Source organism: Cronbergia sp. UHCC 0137 (genome assembly GCF_034932285.1).
GTDB lineage: Bacteria > Cyanobacteriota > Cyanobacteriia > Cyanobacteriales > Nostocaceae > Cronbergia.
In genome coordinates this window covers 83,031-98,534 of record NZ_JAYGHC010000020.1, presented here as the reverse complement: position 1 = coordinate 98,534, position 15,504 = coordinate 83,031, and the positions used below count along the sequence as shown (strand labels likewise).

General features: G+C 39.8%; 14 protein-coding genes. 7 read left to right on the top strand and 7 right to left on the bottom strand.

All coding sequences use genetic code 11. The features are described from left to right. Window positions 1-120 precede the first annotated feature (120 nt). Window positions 121-1,413, bottom strand: a complete 1,293-nt coding sequence (locus VB711_RS12535; RefSeq protein ID WP_323286388.1) for a glutamate-5-semialdehyde dehydrogenase — start codon at window positions 1,411-1,413, stop codon at window positions 121-123. Window positions 1,414-1,580: 167 nt separating this feature from the next. Between VB711_RS12535 and VB711_RS12530 the strand changes: the two genes are divergently transcribed. The 5 genes from VB711_RS12530 to VB711_RS12510 all read left to right on the top strand — a co-directional run bounded on the left by VB711_RS12530 (window position 1,581) and on the right by VB711_RS12510 (window position 6,246). After that, window positions 1,581-3,575: a zinc metalloprotease HtpX gene (locus VB711_RS12530; RefSeq protein WP_323286387.1), complete on the top strand. Its 1,995-nt coding sequence runs from the start codon at window positions 1,581-1,583 to the stop codon at window positions 3,573-3,575. Window positions 3,576-3,880: 305 nt separating this feature from the next. Next, window positions 3,881-4,768: an aromatic ring-hydroxylating dioxygenase subunit alpha gene (locus VB711_RS12525; RefSeq protein ID WP_323286386.1), complete on the top strand. Its 888-nt coding sequence runs from the start codon at window positions 3,881-3,883 to the stop codon at window positions 4,766-4,768. Between the two features lie 377 nt (window positions 4,769-5,145). After that, window positions 5,146-5,568, top strand: a complete 423-nt coding sequence (locus VB711_RS12520) for a cobalamin biosynthesis protein (protein ID WP_323286385.1) — start codon at window positions 5,146-5,148, stop codon at window positions 5,566-5,568. A 245-nt stretch (window positions 5,569-5,813) separates the two neighbouring features. Further along, the gene (locus tag VB711_RS12515; RefSeq protein WP_323286384.1) at window positions 5,814-6,011 is read left to right on the top strand and encodes a hypothetical protein; all 198 of its coding nucleotides are present in this window, start codon (window positions 5,814-5,816) and stop codon (window positions 6,009-6,011) included. Next, a complete protein-coding gene (locus VB711_RS12510) occupies window positions 6,004-6,246 on the top strand; it encodes a hypothetical protein (protein WP_323286383.1) in 243 nt (80 codons plus the stop codon). Before VB711_RS12515 ends, VB711_RS12510 begins: the two co-directional genes overlap by 8 nt. Window positions 6,247-6,261: 15 nt before the next feature. Here the strand turns inward: VB711_RS12510 and VB711_RS12505 are convergent, their stop codons facing one another. The 4 genes from VB711_RS12505 to VB711_RS12490 all read right to left on the bottom strand — a co-directional run bounded on the left by VB711_RS12505 (window position 6,262) and on the right by VB711_RS12490 (window position 10,190). Further along, a complete protein-coding gene (locus tag VB711_RS12505; RefSeq protein ID WP_323286382.1) occupies window positions 6,262-6,612 on the bottom strand; it encodes a phage holin family protein in 351 nt (116 codons plus the stop codon). Between the two features lie 37 nt (window positions 6,613-6,649). Continuing rightward, the gene (locus tag VB711_RS12500) at window positions 6,650-7,384 is read right to left on the bottom strand and encodes a peptidoglycan-binding protein (protein WP_323286380.1); all 735 of its coding nucleotides are present in this window, start codon (window positions 7,382-7,384) and stop codon (window positions 6,650-6,652) included. A 137-nt stretch (window positions 7,385-7,521) separates the two neighbouring features. Next, on the bottom strand, window positions 7,522-8,799 hold the full coding sequence (locus VB711_RS12495) for a pitrilysin family protein (protein ID WP_323286378.1): 1,278 nt from the start codon (window positions 8,797-8,799) through the stop codon (window positions 7,522-7,524). A gap of 149 nt (window positions 8,800-8,948) precedes the next feature. After that, window positions 8,949-10,190 carry a pitrilysin family protein gene (locus VB711_RS12490; protein WP_323286377.1) on the bottom strand — a complete coding sequence of 414 codons (1,242 nt, stop codon included), beginning with the start codon at window positions 10,188-10,190 and terminating at the stop codon, window positions 8,949-8,951. A 398-nt stretch (window positions 10,191-10,588) separates the two neighbouring features. Between VB711_RS12490 and VB711_RS12485 the strand changes: the two genes are divergently transcribed. Then, the gene (locus VB711_RS12485) at window positions 10,589-10,873 is read left to right on the top strand and encodes a hypothetical protein (RefSeq protein ID WP_323286375.1); all 285 of its coding nucleotides are present in this window, start codon (window positions 10,589-10,591) and stop codon (window positions 10,871-10,873) included. 257 nt (window positions 10,874-11,130) lie between these two features. Here the strand turns inward: VB711_RS12485 and VB711_RS12480 are convergent, their stop codons facing one another. Together VB711_RS12480 and VB711_RS12475 are read right to left on the bottom strand one after the other, a co-directional pair. Then, window positions 11,131-13,893 (bottom strand): bifunctional acetate--CoA ligase family protein/GNAT family N-acetyltransferase, encoded by a 2,763-nt coding sequence (locus VB711_RS12480; RefSeq protein WP_323286374.1) that lies wholly within the window; start codon window positions 13,891-13,893, stop codon window positions 11,131-11,133. Between the two features lie 43 nt (window positions 13,894-13,936). Then, the gene (locus VB711_RS12475; RefSeq protein WP_323286373.1) at window positions 13,937-14,395 is read right to left on the bottom strand and encodes a hydrogenase maturation protease; all 459 of its coding nucleotides are present in this window, start codon (window positions 14,393-14,395) and stop codon (window positions 13,937-13,939) included. 385 nt (window positions 14,396-14,780) lie between these two features. Between VB711_RS12475 and VB711_RS12470 the strand changes: the two genes are divergently transcribed. After that, entirely contained in the window at window positions 14,781-15,491 is a 711-nt protein-coding gene (locus VB711_RS12470; protein WP_323286372.1) for a cytochrome b/b6 domain-containing protein, read from the top strand. Window positions 15,492-15,504: the final 13 nt, after the last annotated feature.

Below are 15,504 nucleotides of genomic sequence, written 5' to 3'. Positions count from 1 at the left end.
GACATCATTGTAATAGCCGGATAGTGGTTTTTAGTTCGACAAAATAGATCATAGCCCCCTCCTCGCTTGCGGGTTGGGGGTTGGGGGTGGGGTTCTTCTATCTCACTCAATCAAAAACCGCTATATCAAATCACGATGAGTAAATGATTTAGCATTTGCACCTGTGTAAGTATTGACAATATGACCATCACCAGACATTTGATATTTATATGTTACTAAACCTTCTAAACCAACGGGTCCGCGAGGTGGCATTTGTTGGGTACTAATTCCCACTTCTGCACCAAAACCATAACGGAAACCATCAGCGAAACGAGTAGAACAATTATGATAAACTCCCGCAGCATTAACTAAGTTTTGAAATATTTCCGCAGCTTTTACATCTTCGGTAATAATCCCTTCTGTGTGACGAGAACCATAATTATTAATATGAGTTATTGCTGCTTCCAAAGAATCAACGATTTTTACTGATAAAATCAAATCACTGTATTCTGTTCCCCAGTCTGTATCTGTAGCTGGGGTAATTTTAGGTAAAATTTCTAAGGTGCGTTGATCACCTCTTAATTCTACATTTTCTGCTTGCAAAGCCTTAGCAATTTGAGGGAGAAATTCTCCAGCAATACTATTATGAATTAACAAAGTTTCAATAGCATTACAACCAGATGGATATTGAGTTTTGGCATCAACAGTAATACTGATTGCTTTCTTAATATCAGCAGATTGATCTATATAAAGATGGCAAATTCCTTCTGCATGACCAAGTACAGGAATACGGGTGTTATCTTGGACAAACTGCACAAAAGAATTAGAACCTCTAGGAATAATTAAATCTACATATTTCTCTAAATGTAAAAGTTCTAAAATTTCTTCTCTGGTTGTTAACAATTGCACTGCATCAGGGTTAACAGCAGTGTGAGATAATCCTTGTTTAACGGCTTTAACGATCGCCTCACAAGAACGCAAAGCTTCTTTACCACCTTTGAGAATTACCCCATTACCTGATTTAATTGCTAAAGATATGATTTGAATAGCTGCTTCGGGACGGGCTTCAAAAATAATCCCTAAAACACCCAAAGGACAAGTAACGCGCTTGAGAATTAAACCAGTATCAATTTCTCGGTGAATTTGCACCTTTCCCACAGGATCTGCTAATTTACCAACATCTCGCACCCCAGCGATCGCCTCCCTTAATTTATGTTCATCTAATTGCAATCTTTTGTAAAGTGGTTTGGCAATGCCTTCCTGAGTTGCTGCTTGACAATCAGCCAAATTCGCCTGTATGATCTCCATCCTTGCTGATTCTAACGCCACAGCGATCGCTTCAATAGCCTGATTTTTAGACTCCGTAGACAGAAGTGCCAAAGAACTTGCAGCTTGGCGGGTTTTTTGGGCAAAATTAACTAACTGAGTAGTCATCACAAAAAATAAAGTACAGTAACATCACAATCTTAACTTTAGTCCAACCTGGACTTAATAATAATTTATACTGTTTTTTCGAGAAAATTTACAAAATAGCGATCGCCGATACTGTATCTATTGGGTATCCATAAATTAAAATGTCACCTCTCAATGAGGCCAATTCTATGTCATTACAATTAGGGTTAGATGCCATTCAACAGGGACGCTATCACCAAGCAGTCCAATTACTGGAAGAATTTTCTCACAACTGTGTAGATCAAAATTCCCCAGATTATCTCACAGCCCAGATGTGGCTAATGAAAGCATATCAGGGAACAGGAAATACTGAACAAGCCATAGCTTTGTGGCAAAAATTAATTGTCAGCGACAACCCAGAGGTCCGTAAATGGGCAGAACAAGCCCGGCCATCCTTACCACAAACACCCCCAACGGAGTCTAACAACCTGCGTAAAGCCGGACGTGCAGTAGCAACTGGGGCGACATTAGCAATGGGGGGCATCGGTGGTAATTTAGCCCTAGCATCTGGTGTAACCATTACCTTATTATTTGGCATGGTCTTGGCATTAGGTTTAAGCCTAGTGTTTATTGTCGGTAATGATAATCCTGTTAGCGGACTAGCGATCGCTGTTACAATTACCATCATCTTCAGTCTAGCCGTCTTTTTCCTTTCTCCCTTCCTCATGGACTTAACCCAAAACTGGTTTTACAAAACTCGTTGGGTACAAATAGCCGAAATAGAAAGACTCAGCCCAGAAACAGCCAAAGTAATTCGTCAAGTCTGTCAGCAAAAAAAGATCACTCAACCCAGACTAGGAATCATCAACGACCAAAACCCCACAGCCTTCACCTACGGTTCCTTACCCAACAGCGCCCGATTAGTTGTTAGTCAGGGACTTTTCACCTACCTAGATGACGACGAAGTAGCTACCGTCTACGCCCACGAACTAGGTCACATCGTCCATTGGGACTTTGCAGTGATGACAGTAGCGGCCACCTTAGTGCAGATTTGCTACTTAATTTACAGCACAGCTAGAACTTTAGGTCGTGGTCGAGGAGATAACAAAGTCAAGGATGCCTTACAAACCGCCGCAGTAGTAGCCTATATCTTTTACCTCGTCGGTACTTATTTAGTCTTATATCTATCTCGCACCAGAGAATACTTTGCCGACCACTTCGCCGCCGAAACCACAGGTAATCCCAATGCTTTATCCCGCGCCCTCGTCAAAATCGCCTACGGTATCGTTGAAGAAACTAGCAAAACCCAAGAACCCAGCCGCCTAATTGAAGGTACTCGCGCCCTGGGCATTTATGACCCCAAAGCCGCCACCTCTACTGGTACAGCCTACCGCATTTCCTCTGACCCTCAAAAAGTTGGTCGCATCTTTTTATGGGATATGTTCAACCCCTGGGCTTGGTGGATGGAATTAAATTCAACTCATCCCCTTACAGGTAAACGAGTCCGCGCCCTCAGCACCTACGCCGAACAACTGGGTTTACAAACAGAGTTTGACATGGGGCGAGTCATTGGTGAAGGCAAAAACCTAGATAAAAACAAACTTTACAGCAACTTTTTTGTCGATATCGTCCTTTACGGTGCAGAAACAATAGGTGTGGTCATAGGTTTAATTATTGGCGTGTTATTGTGGTCGGCTTCTCATAACCCATTAATCATCTTGGGTATGCTATTAATTGGTTTAGGGATGGGAATTTTGATCAAAACCTTTGTCATGTACCCCGACTACATGAAAGCACCAACAACAGACATTCTCACCCTCATGTCAGACCCTTATGCCAGTCCTTTGCGGGGACAACCAGCCCAACTAGAAGGTCAATTTATTGGTCGTGGTGACTCCGGTTATAAATTCGGTTCTGACCTCAAACTACAAGATCCTACTGGGATGCTGTATTTACGCTACGCTTCTCGCTTTGGACCCATTGGTAATTTTCTCTTTGGGATGAAACGAGTACAAAGTCTGATTGGTCAAGAAGTTGAAACTATTGGTTGGTTTCGTCGCGGTGTTGCCCCTTGGATGGATTTGATTCAAGTACAAGGAGAAAATGGCACAATTGTTAACAGTTATCACCGTTTTTGGTCTTTTATTCTTGGCGGTGGTTCAATTATTTTAGGATTGATTTTCAGTCTGTTTTTAGGTATGTAAATCGTCAATGGTGGTACAGTTAAATTCTTGATATAACTTGCTTACCACTATTTTTCACTTCAACTAAGTAACTCAAGTTGCTAGTTATTAATTTTTCGGAAATTTTGTAGTCTGTAGTGGTCTGTAGGGTGCGTCAGACAGAATAATGTAGGCTAAAATGATTAATTTTAAGTTTCTGACGCACCTTATTTCATCTAACTAGCAACTTACATTAAGTAAATAAAAGTAAGGGCGTATTGCAATACGCCCCTCCCCCTTTTTCCGCCTCTTAATAAATGCTAAATTTAAGTAAAACCTAAATTAACATGACTAAAACACCTTTATTTTTAAGAAATATCTGGTACTACGCATTACCTGGTAAGCAACTAAAAATTGGAAAACCACTTTCAAAAACCTTGTTAAATGAACAAATTACTTTTAGTCGCGATCGCTCAGGTAAGATATTTAGTAAAGTAGATGAAATAAAAAGTTATCCAATACAAGAGGTGCAAGGAAACATTTGGATTTATATGTCAAATGATCAGGGTTCTTTAAAATTAGAAGATGTCCCCATTGTCCCGGAATTTAGAGATCAAAGTCCCCAAGGTCTAGAGTCTATTCGTCTTCCCTGTAATGTAGATCATGCTGTAGGGGGACTACTCGATCCTGCTCATATTGCCTTTGTTCATCAGGCTTGGTGGTGGCGTTCTCCTCAAACTCTCCAGGAGGTAGTCAAAAATTTTGAACCATCTTTATATGGTTTTACTATGCAAAAGCACTCACTAGAACAACAAACCCTATTCTATCGTTTGATTGGAAAAAATCCACAAATTGAGATATCATTTCGGTTGCCAGGAATTAGAATTGAGCGGATATCAACTGATAAACATATAGTTTGTAATTTAACAGCGATTACTCCTATTTCTGAAAATGAAACTGAGGAAACAACTATGTTTTACACCACTTTATCTTGGTTTCCTATTCTTAGTCCATTGTTGCTATTGTTTGCCCGCATTTTTCTGAATCAAGACCGAGAAATTTTGCTGAAACAACAAATTGGTTTGAAACATCAACCCCCCTTAACTTTAGTTGGAGATGCCGATGCTCAATCCCGTTGGTATTATAGGTTAAAGGCAGAGTTTGATCGATCTCAGTTACAGGAACGTTCTTTTGTTAACCCAATTAAAGCTAAGACACTGAGATGGCGTAGTTAAATTTTCTATATTCCTCTCTGCGCCTCTGCGCCTCTGCGTGAGACAGAAAACTGAAACAATAGTGAACAAAACTCCACTGCAACTGTTGTGAAATTGTTACAGTGGAGCGATAAAATATCGGAACATCGAGATTAAATGCTTGCACCATCATAGTAGAAAGAAAATAAAACTACCCTTTTCTTTTTACCTTTTGCCTTGCCTATATCTCAATGATTCCTACTGTGCTAGATGTGTCTAATATATACTTTTTTAGTTGAATCAGAAGTATTGAAAATATCATTTTTATGGTATAATTATTCACCAAATGCTAATCTGTCTGTATTGGCAAGACTTTGGGAAATTCTATATAAAAGATTAAAATTATAAATGAGAAAAATATGCAATTAAAATTATTGTATCCTCAAAGTTTTTGGGTAGGAATTGGTTGCCAAAAGGGAATCTCATCACAGTTTATTCAGGAATCAATTGAGAAAGTTTTTCAAGAATATCAACTTATTCAAAATAACATGACGGGTATTGCCACCATTGATTCTAAAACCTCAGAACTTGGACTAATAGAATATTGTCACCTTCACAACTTACCCATAAAATTCTTTACAGCCGCAATTCTAGCCACCGTTTCTGTACCTAATCCAGCCCAAATTACCCAAAAATCAGTCGGAACACCCAGTGTAGCTGAAGCATCTGCCATTCTTGCTGCCTCTAAACACACATCTAGAAGCGGTACATTATTAGTTCCCAAACAAATTATGAAATTACCAGAAAAAGTTGGTATGTTAACATTAGCGATCGCTCATTAAATAGTTCTAAGAAAATAGTTAATAATACTAATATAACTGGGAAACAAGTCTGTGAACTTTTGAATGAATCATATAGTTACAGGTGAGTGATACCCGACTTATTTTTAATATAACGTAGTTGATATCATTTTAATATGGAATTAGCATCAGAACAGTTTATTATGGTAAGCTATATAACAGACGATAAAAATAAAGTCAGTTAAAGCGATCACGGGGAACAAACAAGCCAACCGACAAAAATCAGCATGAGAGAGGATGATATTAAACGTTCCAAAAGTAAATTTGACCCTGTAAAAGAGTCAAGATACTGGCTACCAGCCGCATCTGAGGAACACTGTAAGAAGATAGGCAAAAAACGGGGACTTCGATTAGTCGAAGTCATTGATACAGAAGCCGAAGTTTTACCAATAATTTGTATTTTTGAAGGATACCCAGATGAGTGAAGCAACACTTTCTATATCTATTACTGAATTAATCCCAATGCTGACTGCTATCGCAGAACGTAACTGGGAAAAATTTAAGGAAGTTGAAAACCAATTTGTTACAAAACACGGTGTAGAAGCATGGGAAGAATTTTTTGCTTTTCGGCTCAAGCCAGCACTAGATAAAGATTCTGACAGATGGCTACTAATTCAGTGGTGTAGCAAAGGTATTAAATCAGTCAAAATCGTTGCTTGATTTAGCGATCGCACATTAAATTGTTCTGAGAAAATAGTTAATAATACTAGATACAATTGAGAGGACAATTGACCCTAACAAAGCAGGTAAAAAACCTTGAATTTCAAAACCACTCCCCGGAGTTAAGTTACTTGCCAATAAAAGAGTTACAGCATTAATTACTAAAGTAAATAAACCAAAAGTAATCAGAGTAATTGGCAATGTCAACAAAAACAAAATCGGACGAATAATCGCGTTAACCAACCCAACAATAATCGCCGCAATTAAAGCTGCACTAAAAGTAGTAACCACAAATCCCGGTACAATTTGAGAAGTAATCAACAGGGCAACAGCAGTCCCCAGCCAAGTTAATAAAAAATGTTTCATTCTCTCTTGTTTATAGTAATTCAACAACAAATTTAGACTAAGGGCGTGATAATACCTCCCAAGTAGCACGACCAACCACACCATCAGCCTCTAACTTATAACGGATTTGGGCAGCCTTGACAGCCGCTTCAGTGGTTACTCCAAAATCCCCATCCAAAGCACCTTTCAAAAAGCCTAACCTGTGAAGTTGTTGTTGCAATTTTAGCACATCTGCTCCTCTCATCTTTAAACGTAAAATCGGCCACCCTTCTGGGGTATATTGAATATGGGGGAGACGCTTGTTCGGTGGTGTAGGTTGAACAGTGCGGTTCTTTTGAGAAATTGTAGGCTTTGGAGTCGGAGGTTTTGAAGTAGCAGGTTTTGGGTTGGTGGTAGTAGGGAGAGTAGGAACAGTGAAACTATTTATGGGGTTAGGTTGAGGTATAGTTGATGTTTCTGAGGATGTACTTGGGAAAAGTTTTTGCCAAGTGATAGTGTCTACAATACCATCTGGACTTAAACCTGCTGCTTGTTTAAACCTAGAAACGGCGTTAGCTGTGGTTTCTTGATAAATACCATCTACCGCACCTGTGTAAAAGCCCAGAAGTTTAAGAGATGCTTGAAGTTCCGAAACCCGTTCTCCTTGACTACCAAGTTTGAGAATTGGACGGTTGATGTAACTTGTTGTAACTTGTGCGATCGCTTTCGGGGGTGCGATCGCTATCATACCAGAAGAACTAATCAACAGAAATGTGAGACTACACAAAATATTGGTTTTTAGTTTACCTTTCATAAAATTTTTGAGTAATTGGTGTTGACGTTAGGCATTATAGTAATTGATAATGGGACTTTGCTGAATTGACGTATTATTTTTGGGTGTAGAGAAGTTCCATGGAACGTCTCTACAAGGGTCGCAAATTTTTTTAACCATTAGAAATCCCTGTTCCCTACTGCAATTGCTTCCTCTTGACCGACCAAAGATAAATATGGTCTTTGTAAAAATTGAATTGCTGCTTTCATCGTTTCACTTGAGTTAACATTAGTAATCAATTCAGAAAATCTTCGATCAAATTCAATCCCTAAACCCAAAATTTCATACCAGCCATATATTTGAGCAATTTGTCCATTAGTTTGTTTACCCAAAGCATACTGACCGAGGATTTTATTCTTAGCAGTTTGTAGTACCTCTGGATTTAATTCAGCCGTAGACAATAATTCTACTTCTTGACGCAAACTTTCCAAAGCAATCTTCGTATTTTCCGGTGCAGTACCCATATAAACTACAAAAGTAGCCGGAAATAATCGAGTCGAAAAAAGAGCCGATACCTCGTAAGCCAAACCGCGCTTTTCTCGCAACTCCACAAACAACCGACTAGAAAGACCATTACCTAAATAACTAGCAAGCAACTTTAAAGCAGCATATTCTGGGGCGTTAACTGCTGTACCCATATAACCAAGCATAATAATTGATTGTTGGGTATTGATAGGTTTGAGAGAAGATTGTGGTGAACTCAGAATTTCTGGTAAATTAAGTATAGGTTGCTTTTCATTGGGAACTCGCCAATCACCAAAAACCTCCCCTACCAAATCCAATGCTACTGTCGGTGTAATTCTCCCAGCAATACTAATTACTATATTATCTGGACGAAAATGAGTTTGGTGATATTTTACCAAATCATCACGAGTAATGCTGCTCATTGTAGTTTCATTACCCAAAACCGACATCGCATAAGGGTGTGCTTGGTACATAGCCTGTCGCATTTGGCTAAAAGCTACAGTAAAAGGTTGCTCTTGTTGAGAACGAATATCTTGGAGTGCTAACCGCTTTTCTAATTCAACTTCAGCTTCAGGAAAAGAGGGCGATCGCAAAATTCGTCCCGCCAATGCTAAAATTTCCCTAAAGTCAGATGTAACCGTTTTCAAAGACAGCAAAAAATAATCCGTCGCTGCATCTGTACTTAAACTTGCTCCAGCATACTCCACCTTTTCTGCAATTTCCAAGCTAGATAAACCATCACAACCCTTAGTCATCACACAAGACAGCAAATGAGCCAAACCAGCTTGTTCACGGCTTTCATAACAACTACCAGCACGGACAAAAATCCGTCCAGCCACAATATCCGCACCTTGATTTTCTGTTACCAATACAACAATACCATTGGGTAACACACTACGATCAATCAGAGAATCAACATTAACAGTTTGCATACTTTAATTTACATCTTAATTGTGAATAAAACACCAAAGTTCAAGATTTTTGGCTAACTTCTCAATCTCCATTCACCAAAAGTTAAGTGAACTTCACTGACTCCTGACTCCTGACTCCTGACTCCTGACTCCTGACTCCTGACTCCTGACTAACAAGGTTTAAGAATCGTTACAGCGTAATTTTCAGTGGAAAGATACTCTTGAGCTAATTGTTGCAGTTCTTGAGCATCAAAAGATTGAATTTGCTCAGGATACTTAACGCCTAATTCAGCTTGGGCAATAGTATTATAGTAACCATAAAGCATAGAAAGTTGATTTGGTGTTTCCGTCGAAAAAGCATAATCATTACATAATACCCGACGAATGCGCCTCAGTTCTTGCTCCCTAATTCCTTCATTTTGTAAATCATGCAAATGAGACTTAATTAAACACTCCACGCGCTCTAAATATTCTGGCTCTAACCAAACAGAAATTGTCAATAAACTAGATTCCCGTTGCAGAGAAAAATTACTACAAATTCCCTGTACAATTTGTTTGTCTTCCCGTAAATCACTCACCAAGCGAGAAGTCCGTCCTTGACCCAATAACACCGCAAGTACATCTAAGCCATGAGCGGTACGGAGTTGTTCTACACCAGGAACTATCCAAGCCATCATTAACCGTGCTTGCTCTATTCTTGGTAAAATCAACTCATGGCGACGAATCCCCCCTAATTTAGGCGCTATTACCTGCTCAAATCGCGGACAATCAGCACGGGGAGAAAAATCAGCAAAAGAACGATTTACTATTTCTAAAGCAGGTGCTTGTGCAATTCCCCCCACAATCACCACCGTCATATTTTCTGGTTGGTAGTGGGTACGATGAAAGGAACGCATAGCTTCTGGAGATTGCTGCATCAATTCTTGTTCAGTCCCCAACACCGAACGTCCGTAGGGGTGACGTTGATAGATATTTTTCAGCAGAGATTGATATCCTATTGAGTCAGGATCATCATAGTCAGCGCGAATTTCTTCTAAAACTACATCTCGTTCACGAATAAATTCATCTTCACAAATTTCAGCATTTAGCAGCATTTGCGCCAAATGGGGTAGAGTTTCGGCTAAATAAGGCGCGGCCGTAGAGGTGGTGTAATGAGCATAATCATGGCTAGTAGCTGCATTACTCATTCCACCTAAGTTTTCAATTAGATAATCAAAATCTCCTGGTAGTATGTTTGCTGTACCCTTAAAGATCATGTGTTCTAAGAAATGAGCCATTCCGAACCAAGGCTCTGGCTCTAATGTTGTTCCAGCACGAACCCAAACATCTGCTACAACTACGGGGGTAGTGGGAATTTCTTGATGAATGAAAGTTAACCCATTATCTAGGTGAATAACGGAGGCTGGAAACACGATGTTAGTTTAGTGTGTGTGATAATTTTTTGTTCTTAACCATAATTTACCGTAATTTTGCCATCTTAGCTGCGAGAAGTTACTTAAATTATAGTTATAGACACTCTAAACAAGATAACACAATATATGGAAAATGTGAGAAATCTCAGTTAAGTTATGATTTATTAACCCAATAACGCGGTTTTAGGAGAAGCAAGAAAAGCCTGATCCTCAATGTCAGTAATAGTTGTACTTAAATATATTTAGATGATGAACACTATTAATTTCTCAAAGATATGCTAAGTTCGCGATTGTTACTTCCAAAAAACTGGTACAATTCGCTTAATGCTCTGCGGTATATCCTCTTCGTTAAAATCCTGCCCGGCACAAGATTGTCACCAACTTAATTAATGTAACCCATGAACCGCTTTATCTCCATTGTCATTGCGGCTATACTAGCATCAGCATCTATTTTTTCCAATGCGGAAAAAGCTGAAGCTCATCACTACAGATATTCCCATCGTCATGGTAGTCATGGCCGAGTCTATTATTATCGCAGACACCGCCGCCATTATTATCGTCCCGCCAGCCGTCATCGTAGACGCTACCGTGTCCGTCGTTGCAACAATAACGCTCGCTACCGTTACTATTACCGTCATGGACGTAGGTATCGCATCCACAGAAATGGCTATTATGGTTATTAACCTAAGTTGCTAGTTAGATCAAATTAAGGTGCGTCAGAAACTTAAAATTAGTGATTTTAGCCTAAATTATTCTGTCTGACGCACCCTACACATTACAAAATATCCGCAAAATTAATAACTAGCAACTTGAGTTATTAACAGTATCTAATAAACATTTCCAGGAATTTAAGAGGCGTTCCATGGAACGTCTCTACAACAGTCCCAGATTTACGCTCTTAATTCCTCTCAGAAGCCTCTGCGCCTCTGCGTGAATCAATTTAAAGGCGAATTTCTGCCCTTAACACTGTTGGGTCGGTGGTGGCTGCGATTTGGAAACCGAGTTTTTCACAAATTCGCCGCATTCCTAAATTATCAGCTAGAATATCGGCATAAATACAGCAGATTCCCTCATTTTTAGCAACTTCTAACAATCTACGGACTAATTCTGTGCCTAAGCCTTGACACTGATAGCGATCGCTCACTAGGATAGCAAACTCTGCCGCCTTAGTACCATGTAATTTATTCAACCTAGCTACAGCTAAAATTTCCCTTGCGTCTGTATCTGGATTATGATATAGTGGAACTAGAACCGTTTGACGGTCATAGTCAATAAAACAAATCCGCGTTAGTCTTTCGTGGCTAACCCTGTGACTCAACTTAATTAAATGAAAATAACGAAAATACACACTTTCTTCTGATAATGTTTGGTGAAACTGCACCATCAAAGGTTCATCTTCGGGACGGATAGGACGGATAGTAACAGGTTGACCGTTGGGTAAATTCCACTGTCCCACATATTGAGTAGGATAGGGACGAATGGCTAATTTGGGTAATTGACTTTCCTGCATATCGGGAGAATGGAGAACAATTCGCCCATCTAAAGCGATTAATCCCCCAGTATTGACAGCAGAAGGGGGAATTGCCAACAACGGATTAATATCAATTTCTTTAATCCAAGGTTGTTCGACCACCAATTGACTAAACTCTACCAATAATTGTTCAAGTGCAGACATATCCACACTTTTACGTCCTCTCACACCTTGGAGGGCTTGGTAAATTTTCGTATTTTCCATCATCCGTCGTGCTAAAGTGGTATTGAGGGGAGGGAGAGCGATCGCTCGATCTTGAAAAACTTCCACCAACTGTCCCCCAGCCCCAAACACCAACACCGCACCGAATTGGGAATCTAAACTACTCCCAATAATCAACTCATAACCATCCATTTTCACCATTGGCTGAACAGTTACACCCAAAAAATGTTCCGCCCCTACTTTCTCCCTCACAGATGTTTCAATAGCTTGATAAGCCATTCTCACCGCTTCGTGATCACGCAGATTTAACTGCACACCACCCACATCGGTTTTATGGGTAATCGTCTGGGAATAAACTTTCAAAACCACCGGATAACCCATCCCATCAGCACATTCTACCGCCCCAGCTACATTTTTAGCCACACAAGTCCTGACCACAGGAATACCGTAAGCTGTTAAAATCTGCTTAGATTCCCATTCTGTGAGGATAGTTCGCCCCTGTGTCCGTGCAGTTTGAATTATTTTTTCAACTAACGCCCGATTAGGTAAATTTAATTCAGGATCAATTACAGGTAATACGGGAGTTTCGTAAATCCCCCGCAAATTATAACTATAACGACACATATAACTAAACACACGCGCCGCCGTATCTGGATAACGATAGGTAGGGATTCCCTGACGGTTGAGAATATTTTCTCCCTCACTGACCTCAGCACCACCCATCCAACTTGCTAAGATAGGTTTACCAATATTGGCGTAAAGTTTCAACTTTTGTGCCGTTTGGGTAGGATTAGTCATGGCTTGGGGTGTGAGAATCACTAATAAACCATCACTATTGTGATCTTGCGCCGCAATTTCTAAGGCTTGAGAATATCTTTCGGGGTTAGCATCACCTAAAATATCTATAGGGTTGCTGTGACTCCATTGTGGTGGTAAAATTTTATTTAGTGAAGAAATTATTTTTGGGGAAATTGGCGCTAATTCTCCCCCAGATTCAATTAATGCGTCTGTAGCCAATACTCCTGGACCACCAGCATTGGTTAAAATCGTTAAACGCGAACCTTTGGGACGGGGTTGTTTCCCTAGTACCTCCGCCATATCAAATAAATCCGAAATACTATTCACCCGCAACACCCCACAACGCCGAAAAGCTGCATCTAGCACAGCATCACTCCCCGCCAATGCGCCTGTGTGGGAGGCTGCGGCCTTGGCTGCGGCGGCGGTACGACCGGCTTTAATCACAATAATTGGTTTGGTTAAGGCGACTTCTCGCGCGGCTGACAAAAATGATCTAGCATCGCTGATAGATTCCATGTAAATAACAATACTTTGCGTTTGGGGATCATCACCGAGATAATAAATCAAGTCCCCCCAACCGATATCTAACATTGAACCAAGGGAAACAAAGGCGCTAAAACCAACATTTTCCTGTAAACTCCAATCAAGGATGGCTGTACATAAAGCCCCACTTTGACTGAGAAAACCGACATTTCCCGGACGAGCGATCGCACTGGCGAAGGTAGCATTTAAACCCCTGTGAGGACTCATTACACCTAAGCAGTTGGGTCCAATGATGCGGAGTTGACCTCGATGTGCTTGTTGGAGTATTTCTTGTTCTAAGGCGATACCTGCTGCACCGGTTTCTTTAAAACCTGCGGAAATGATAATTGCGCCTTTTACACCGGCATCTATACAATCAGCGATAATTTTGGGTACGCTGAGGGCTGGTGTGGCAATTATGGCTAAATCTATCTTTTCTGGAACGGTAAAAATATTGGGATAAGCTTTAATTCCCAGGATACTATGGTGTTGGGGATTAACGGGAAAAACAGTTCCCCCAAAGGGACTGCTAACTAAGTTCCACAGTAGTGTACGGCCGACACTTCCAGCTTTTTCACTAGCACCAATCACAGCTACGGTTTGGGGTGCAAAGATGGCATCAAGGGGATTTGCTGTCTCTGTTTGCAGGATAGGATGGGTATGATTGGTGGTGGGTTTAATTTGTGCCATTACTGCTCCTGATTATAACTGGTTTGGCTGTTCTGATGCCCAATTACATCCATAATTTTGTATATTTATCCAGAATCTGTATAATTTTGTTGAGAGCGATCGCTATACCGTTTTCTGCTATGCTGGAAATACTATCGCTAATTTCAAAGTTAATTCCTGGTACACTCACTAACCAAGCTTGGGGACAACAACCATAGAGGGTTTGAGTTAAAGCCAATAGCGATCGTGAATTAGTTATATGTCCATTTATAGCATTATCAAAAGAGGGTAATATTGATTTTACTTGTACATCCTCAGAGGGAGAGTTAATACAGGCATCTACAAAAATTACTAAATTTACCGTGGCTAAATTTGCCGCTAATTCTGGTGTTAATTGATGAACTGCAAGGGATTCGACGTTGTTTAAGTTCCATGATTTGATGGTTTTGGCTATTATTTGTCCAATAGCATCATCACCACGTAACTCATTACCATAACCAATCACTAAGGCAGTTTTTTTCATCTCTCAATTTAGGATCATGAGCTTAATCTTTAAAATTTAAGACATAAATGTGAGGAACTTGTGAGGAAATACAAAAATTCGGACTTTTGCTGCTCTTTTATGGAGAAAACTAAAATTAATCTGAGAGGATGTTTGAAAAGTATCAGAATTAATCGAGATCCCCCCACTAAATTCGTCAAAGTCCCCCTTTCTAAGGGGGATCTGGGGGTGTAATATCACACACAAAAAAGTTTTAAAACAACCTATTATTTTAACTTTGGTGTAGCCAAGAATATTGTTGAAAAGCTCACGCCAAGGCGCAAAGACGCAAAGCAGAATTTGAAAATCACGACTTTTGCAAGAAGTTTATTTTGAGATTAATCTTTTTACTGACCTGAAATTTATTATGACTCGTTTAACACCTTATCAACCTTTGTTATTCCGAATTTGGCATGGTGCAAGTGGAATTTTGGTAATTGGCGCTATTATTAGCGGCTTTTTAGTTTATAACACTTTTGATGGCAGATTTGGCAAAATAATCATTCCCAAAATTAATCCGATTCAAGATATTCATGGGACATTTGGGGTATTTTTTTTAATTGTACTCCCCTTTTTTGCTGTTTATAGTTTTCATGCTGGAAAACATCGGCTTTTACAGCGAGATTCTATTCAAAAACTAACTCAAGTCGGAAAACCTATTTGGTGGGTGAGTTTGCAAAGGTTGGTAAATACTTCCATGTTGATTGCTGCTGTTTTAGCGGTGATATCTGGCAGAATGATGAAGGAAGAGTGGCTACCTTCAGGAGAATTTGATCATATTTGGTATTACTTTCACTTGATATCTTGGGTAATTATGGTTTGCTGTTTAGCAATTCATGTTTTGATGTCGGCTAAAGTTGGTGGTGTACCATTATTACTATCAATTTTGTCATGGAAATTACGCCCAGAAGATAGTCCTAAAAACTGGTATAGTCGTTTTCGTAGTTGGAATATTAGGGGAGAATTTAATCAGTTTATAGCAGGTAGTTTATTATTGAAAAGTATCGAGGTGATTGTATTGGGGGGAATTATAACAGCATTTGTTTTACCTCTGTTTTTCTCTGGTACTGGGGGTTAATTTTGAATGAACA

Bases quoted from the DNA above. Each gene is read 5' to 3' on its own strand.
- VB711_RS12535 (WP_323286388.1), bottom strand. From the start codon at position 1,413: ATGACTACTCAGTTAGTTAATTTTGCCCAAAAAACCCGCCAAGCTGCA.
- VB711_RS12530 (WP_323286387.1), top strand. From the start codon at position 1,581: ATGTCATTACAATTAGGGTTAGATGCCATTCAACAGGGACGCTATCAC.
- VB711_RS12525 (WP_323286386.1), top strand. From the start codon at position 3,881: ATGACTAAAACACCTTTATTTTTAAGAAATATCTGGTACTACGCATTA.
- VB711_RS12520 (WP_323286385.1), top strand. From the start codon at position 5,146: ATGCAATTAAAATTATTGTATCCTCAAAGTTTTTGGGTAGGAATTGGT.
- VB711_RS12515 (WP_323286384.1), top strand. From the start codon at position 5,814: ATGAGAGAGGATGATATTAAACGTTCCAAAAGTAAATTTGACCCTGTA.
- VB711_RS12510 (WP_323286383.1), top strand. From the start codon at position 6,004: ATGAGTGAAGCAACACTTTCTATATCTATTACTGAATTAATCCCAATG.
- VB711_RS12505 (WP_323286382.1), bottom strand. From the start codon at position 6,612: ATGAAACATTTTTTATTAACTTGGCTGGGGACTGCTGTTGCCCTGTTG.
- VB711_RS12500 (WP_323286380.1), bottom strand. From the start codon at position 7,384: ATGAAAGGTAAACTAAAAACCAATATTTTGTGTAGTCTCACATTTCTG.
- VB711_RS12495 (WP_323286378.1), bottom strand. From the start codon at position 8,799: ATGCAAACTGTTAATGTTGATTCTCTGATTGATCGTAGTGTGTTACCC.
- VB711_RS12485 (WP_323286375.1), top strand. From the start codon at position 10,589: ATGAACCGCTTTATCTCCATTGTCATTGCGGCTATACTAGCATCAGCA.
- VB711_RS12480 (WP_323286374.1), bottom strand. From the start codon at position 13,893: ATGGCACAAATTAAACCCACCACCAATCATACCCATCCTATCCTGCAA.
- VB711_RS12475 (WP_323286373.1), bottom strand. From the start codon at position 14,395: ATGAAAAAAACTGCCTTAGTGATTGGTTATGGTAATGAGTTACGTGGT.
- VB711_RS12470 (WP_323286372.1), top strand. From the start codon at position 14,781: ATGACTCGTTTAACACCTTATCAACCTTTGTTATTCCGAATTTGGCAT.